We start from the raw sequence: 5,272 nt of genomic DNA, 5'->3' as shown, positions 1-5,272 counted from the left end.
GGGCGCGAGGATGAAAACCCGCCGACCCGTCCCTCAGCCGGTCCCTGGGTCGGGACAGGACGAGGCGTGAGCCCGTGCCGCGTTTCCATCCTCGCAGGGTCGCGCCCCGGCAGGCTACGGTTCGGCCTGCATCGCGGATCCCGGCTTCACCCCCGGTTCCGGTCCAATGACCGCTCGTTCCCGACGCCCCGCTGCTCCGTTTCCCTGGGGGGACGGAGCCGGGGTGTCCCATCGTCCGGCAGGGGCAACAGCTCCCGCCGCGCCGAGCTGATGAACGACTCGGTGAGAAAGTCGGTGAGTTTCCTCATGGCGACCGCGCGGTCTCGCCCCCGACAGCCCATCACCCCGGTACTCCTGAGGGCGGTGATCGATCAGGTCGTGCCGACCGTCGTGTGGCTTGCCCGACCGGTGGCCCTGGCCATCGTCGTGGTGCTGCTCATCGAGGTTCTTCTCCCTCTCGCCCTCGCCGCCGCAGCCGGTCCGGCGCCCTAGCCGTGATTCCCGGCCACGTCGTTGACGCGGACGCCCATCGGATCGAGCCCGCCGTCCCAGCTTCCGGCAGATGGCCATGAGGCGGGCGTTGGTCTGCATGTCGGTGACCGCTGGCCCTCACCCGGGCATCTGGCAGGATCCACGCTCCCGCCCGGCCCGATCCACGCTCAGGTCTGCGGGCGCCGCGTGGAGAGTCGATGACCATCGCCCGCCTGGTGGTCGTTTGTCACGAACGGCGTGCCGCGACGTACCCACCCCGGCCGGTCGTCGGAGCCGGCGGAAGCCGGCAGGTCTGCGCTGTCGACCACGTCCGTGGGAATCACGGCTCGAGCCCGGGCGCTGGCCCCACCGCGGGTCGCCGAGCGACGCTCAGCGAGAGCGGAGGGCACGCCTCGCGGCGCCGATCGTGAGGCCGACGAAGGCAAGGAGGAAGATCCCGACGACGGGCACGGTGGACGGCCCCGATCCGCCTGGGCCGGCCGCCACGTTCGTGTCGGTCGCCGGGGCGGTCACCCTGGGGCTCGCGGTGGGGCGGGTCACCGGTGATGCGGTCGGGACCGCACTCGGACTGGCCGTTGCTGCGACGGAAGCGGAGGGCGACGCGCTCGGGCTGGCGGAGGCGGAGGGCGACGCGCTCGGACTCGGGGTGGGGGTCGCGGTCGGGCCCGCGATTGCGTTGTTGGAGATGCGCGCCGAGCAGATGATGAGGCTGCCGCCGCCATTGGCCGAACCGTTGCACTGGTTCACCGTGACACCGGCCGCGGCGGCCATGGTTCCGGTCGCCGTGCAGTTCATCCCGACGAGAGTGCCGCCATTGGCCGAACCGTTGCACTGGGTGATGGCCGCGCCGGACGTGGTGGCGGGAAATGGGTTGCACCCGGTCGTGATCCCGCCGCCGGAACCGACGCACTGGTTGACGGTCGCACCGGTCGTGCCGGGACTCAGGCCGACGATGTCGTTCGTGATCTGAACGCTGCACCGGAGCGTGCCGCCACCACCATTGATGGAGTTGTTGCACTGGTTGACGACGGTCACGGGTCCGGTGAGGGACGCCGTAGTCGTCGTGCAGGCAGCCGTCGGGGCACCCGCGGCGCCATGGCACTCCTGGACCGTGACGACGGCGGTGCCGCCGCTGGCGTTGATCGTGTTGTGAACAGTGACGTTGCAGATCAGGCCGAGGCCACCGGTGTTGTCGACGCCATTGCTGCACGTCGTGCTGGCGGCGAGCGCCGCTGCGGCCGCCGTCGTCGTGAGCGGCAGCGAGCCGAGGAGGAGCAGCCCGCTGGCGAGGAGGAGTCCGAGGAGACGGCGCATGTTTGGTCACCTGTGGCCCGGAACGAGCGTGAGCGGCTCGTTCCATGGCGTGAGCGGCTCGTTCCACGGATGGTTCGACTCCGAGGATAGCGAGCCTGCAATCCTCGCGAGAGGATGAAAACCCGCCCGCATTGTCGACGACTTCGCGCGATCCTGCGGCCTGCAAAGGCCCGTGCCGGGTTTCCATCCTCGCCGGCGTCGGTCACGGTCGGGTACGTTCCCACCTTGGGGCGAGACGCGCCCACCCGTGCCCCACCCCAGCCCGAGAGAGTTCCATGAGTACGGACCTGGCGGACCGCGGTCCGCCACGATGACGGCGAAGTCGACCACGCCCGCTCGCCGTCGTCGCCGCGCTCCGGCGCGCGCGACGGCGACGTTCTTCGTACTCGGCAGCCTCTTCTTCGGTCTGGCGGCCGCCGGGCAACTCGTCGCGATCGCCGTCGGCTTCAGCTCCATCCTCCTGATCATCTTCTTCGCCTGGCTCCTCGTGTTCCTCGTGGCTCCCGCCGTCGACACCGCCCACCGACGGCTCCGGATCGGCCGCGGGAAGGCCATCGCGATCGTCTATCTCGCGGTGTTCGCGTGCGTGAGCCTCGTCGTGGTGGCCACCGCTCAGATCGGCGCTCGAGAGGCGGCGGACATCCTCGCCCGGAGTCCAGAGATCACGGCTCGCGTCCACGGGCTGCTGGTCGGCGCCCAGAGCTCGCTCGGGATCGATCCGCGCACCGTCGACCTGGCAGCAACCTTCGACCAGGCCCAGCAAGGCCTCTTCTCCTCGATCGCCGCCACGCTCGATGCGCAGGTCCAGGCGATCGCGCGGACGACGCTGACGGTGATGGGTGACCTGTTCCTCATCGTCGTTCTGTCGCTCTACGCCGTGGTCGACCTCGATGGGATCCTCGGCGGATTGAGTCGGGTGGTCCCCAACCGCTACGCCCAGGAGCTCCTGCTCGTCCAGCAGTCGGTCGGCCGGGCCTTCGGTGGTTTCCTGCGGACGCAGGTCATCCTCGTGATCGTGCAGGTCGTGCTCACCGTCGTCGTCGGCCTCGTGTTCGGCCTGCCATACCTCTACCTGATGACGGTCGGCGTGGCGCTCGCGATGTTCATCCCCTTCTTCGGACCGCCGCTCGCGCTTCTCCCGCCACTCCTCGTCGCTGTCGCGTTTCGGCCGGAGGTCGCGCTGCCGGTCGTGGGGGTCCTCCTCGTCGCGCAGACACTCCTCGTGAACGTCCTCCAACCTCGGTTGATGAAGGAGACCGCCGGACTTCATCCCTTCCTCGTCCTCATCGCCCTGCTGCTCGGCGCGCAGATCGCCGGGCTGTGGGGCGCCCTCTTCGGGATCCCGATCGTGGCGGCCACCAACCTGCTCATCCGGTACGTCGTCAATCGCCGCGCGGTCGACGAGGTCGAGGGGATCGATCTCGATGCGGTCGTCGCCGAGGTCCAGGCTGCCGATCCGGAGGTCGCCCTCTACGATGCGGTCGCGATCGCCGCGGATCGGGCCGAGGCGCTCATCGATGACCGTTCGGAGAACGTCGCTGGATCCTCGACCGCCGGGAGCGGATCCCATGCCGCCTGATGGAAGGACGTGGCCGCCGATGGAGATGACGCCGATGGAGTCGACGCCAGTGGAGACGATGTGACCATGGATACGCCGGCAACCTACGTGCAGCTGGGCTTTATCGTGATCTCCGTCCCGAACCTGCTGGTCATCATCGGGATGGTCACGTTGTTCGTCGCGGCCCTGGTGGCGCCCTTCCCTGGCCATCGCGGAGATGGGAAGGACGGCGATGAGCACCCCTGATAGCGCGCCTACGCCCGGATCGACGGACACGTCCTGGACGGGAGCGACCCGACGATTCCTTGAACGGCGTCTGCCGTTGGCGCACCTCCTGCCGAGCCGCCAGCCGTTCTTCGTCGGCTCCTGGGTCTACGTCTTCGGGGTCGTGGCCGTCACCGGTCTCATCTGGGTGATCGGGAGCGGCATCGTCCTCGCCTTCTTCGGCCCAGGCTGGTGGCATGTCTCGGGGGTCGGGCGCTTCGTCAACAGCGTCCACTTCTGGAGCGTCCAGCTCTTCTTCGTCTTCGCCGCCCTCCACCTGTGGGGCCAGTACTTCATGGCCTCCTGGCGGGACGGACGAGCGACGACGTGGCTTGTCGGCGTCGTCATCTTCATCGTGGGACTGGTCACCGGCTTCACCGGCTATGTCTCCCAGCAGAACCTCGACGCCCAATGGATCGCACTCAATGCCAAGGATGGGATCAACGGGACCGGCGCCGGGGCGTTCTTCAACGTCCTCGACTTCGGCCAGATGTACGGCATCCACGTCATGCTCCTGCCGGTCCTCGTGACGATGCTCGTGGTCCTTCACGTCGTCCAGGTCCGGTTGCGAGGCGTGGTGAAGCCGATCGAACCGCGGGCGCCCGCTGCCAGCGGCGACCGTCCGACCGATGTGGCGTCGTGAGAAGCCCCTCCATCGACCAGGATGCCTACTACCGAGGGATCCCCACGGTCCCGTACGACCTCCTCAAGGAGATCGTGCTCGCGCTCGTCGCCTCCGGGGTCGTGATCATCGCGCTGGCGCTCGCGCTCTCCTCACCCGACGTCCCGCCCCTGACGATCCGGACCTGGGCGCAACAGGACCCGCTCGATTTCGTGACCACCGCGACGTCCGAGCTCGGTGGAACCAGTTTCAGTGCCGCATACGGACCGCCATACACGGACGGTTCGGCCTCGGTCCAGACGATCGGCCCGATCGCGCCGCAGCGCTGGGCGGGCAACGCCGTCCACCTCGACCCGACCCAGGACTTTGTGCTCGGACCGCTCGGTACCGCGGCGATCGGGAACGCGGACCTCGCCGCGGCGCTCCACGCGTACGGATCGGCCGACGGCGCGACCCAGCAGGGTTGGCTCACCGCCTACAGCGGCGCGCTCGGCACGGCCACCACGCAGAACGGGGCGGTCGTCGTCGCACCGGGAGATTACGGGCCCGTGCCTGTGCTCATGACGAACCTCCTCGGGGTGGCGCGCTCGGGCGGCCTCGACGGGTTGCTCCTCTCGAACGGACGCTTCTTCGAGACGAACTACACCAGGCCCCTGCTGTTCATGGGCGACGGCGGCTACTTCGCGGGGCTCGCCGCGGACCAGCACCTTCTCGGCAGCCAGTGGGGGATGATGAACGAGACCGGCAGCTACCCCGGCCAGGCCTGGCTCTGGCTGTATTCGATGTGGTACCAGATCCCGCCCTACAACACGGCACCGAACGCCGACCTGCTCGTCGTCCTGACGATGTTCGCGCTGACGTTCCTTCTTGCGTTCGTCCCCTTCATCCCGATCCTGCGGGACATCCCGCACTGGATCCCGATCCACCGGCTCATCTGGCGCGACTATTACCGCTGGCGAAGGACCCATCCCGACCCAGGGACCGGCTGAGGGACGGGTCGGCGGGTTTTCATCCTCGCGCCC

At 68.7% G+C, this 5,272-nt stretch carries 5 protein-coding genes; 4 read left to right on the top strand and 1 reads right to left on the bottom strand.

Annotated elements, in window-relative coordinates:
* Positions 1-861 precede the first annotated feature (861 nt).
* Positions 862-1,806 (bottom strand): hypothetical protein, encoded by a 945-nt coding sequence (locus IVW53_15525; protein MBF6606976.1) that lies wholly within the window; start codon positions 1,804-1,806, stop codon positions 862-864.
* A gap of 310 nt (positions 1,807-2,116) precedes the next feature.
* Here IVW53_15525 and IVW53_15520 point away from each other — a divergent pair, with 310 nt between their 5' ends.
* The 4 genes from IVW53_15520 to IVW53_15505 are packed head-to-tail and all read left to right on the top strand — an operon-like array spanning position 2,117 to position 5,239.
* Positions 2,117-3,385 carry an AI-2E family transporter gene (locus tag IVW53_15520; GenBank protein MBF6606975.1) on the top strand — a complete coding sequence of 423 codons (1,269 nt, stop codon included), beginning with the start codon at positions 2,117-2,119 and terminating at the stop codon, positions 3,383-3,385.
* 9 nt (positions 3,386-3,394) lie between these two features.
* Positions 3,395-3,610 (top strand): hypothetical protein, encoded by a 216-nt coding sequence (locus IVW53_15515; GenBank protein MBF6606974.1) that lies wholly within the window; start codon positions 3,395-3,397, stop codon positions 3,608-3,610.
* The gene (locus tag IVW53_15510; GenBank protein ID MBF6606973.1) at positions 3,597-4,271 is read left to right on the top strand and encodes a cytochrome b N-terminal domain-containing protein; all 675 of its coding nucleotides are present in this window, start codon (positions 3,597-3,599) and stop codon (positions 4,269-4,271) included. Before IVW53_15515 ends, IVW53_15510 begins: the two co-directional genes overlap by 14 nt.
* An 11-nt stretch (positions 4,272-4,282) precedes the next feature.
* Positions 4,283-5,239 carry a hypothetical protein gene (locus tag IVW53_15505; protein MBF6606972.1) on the top strand — a complete coding sequence of 319 codons (957 nt, stop codon included), beginning with the start codon at positions 4,283-4,285 and terminating at the stop codon, positions 5,237-5,239.
* Positions 5,240-5,272 lie beyond the last annotated feature (33 nt).

It is taken from the genome of Chloroflexota bacterium (assembly GCA_015478725.1).
Lineage (GTDB): Bacteria > Chloroflexota > Limnocylindria > Limnocylindrales > CSP1-4 > C-114.
The sequence above is the reverse complement of the archived record's forward strand: the minus strand, read 5'-3'. Positions and strand labels throughout refer to the sequence as shown.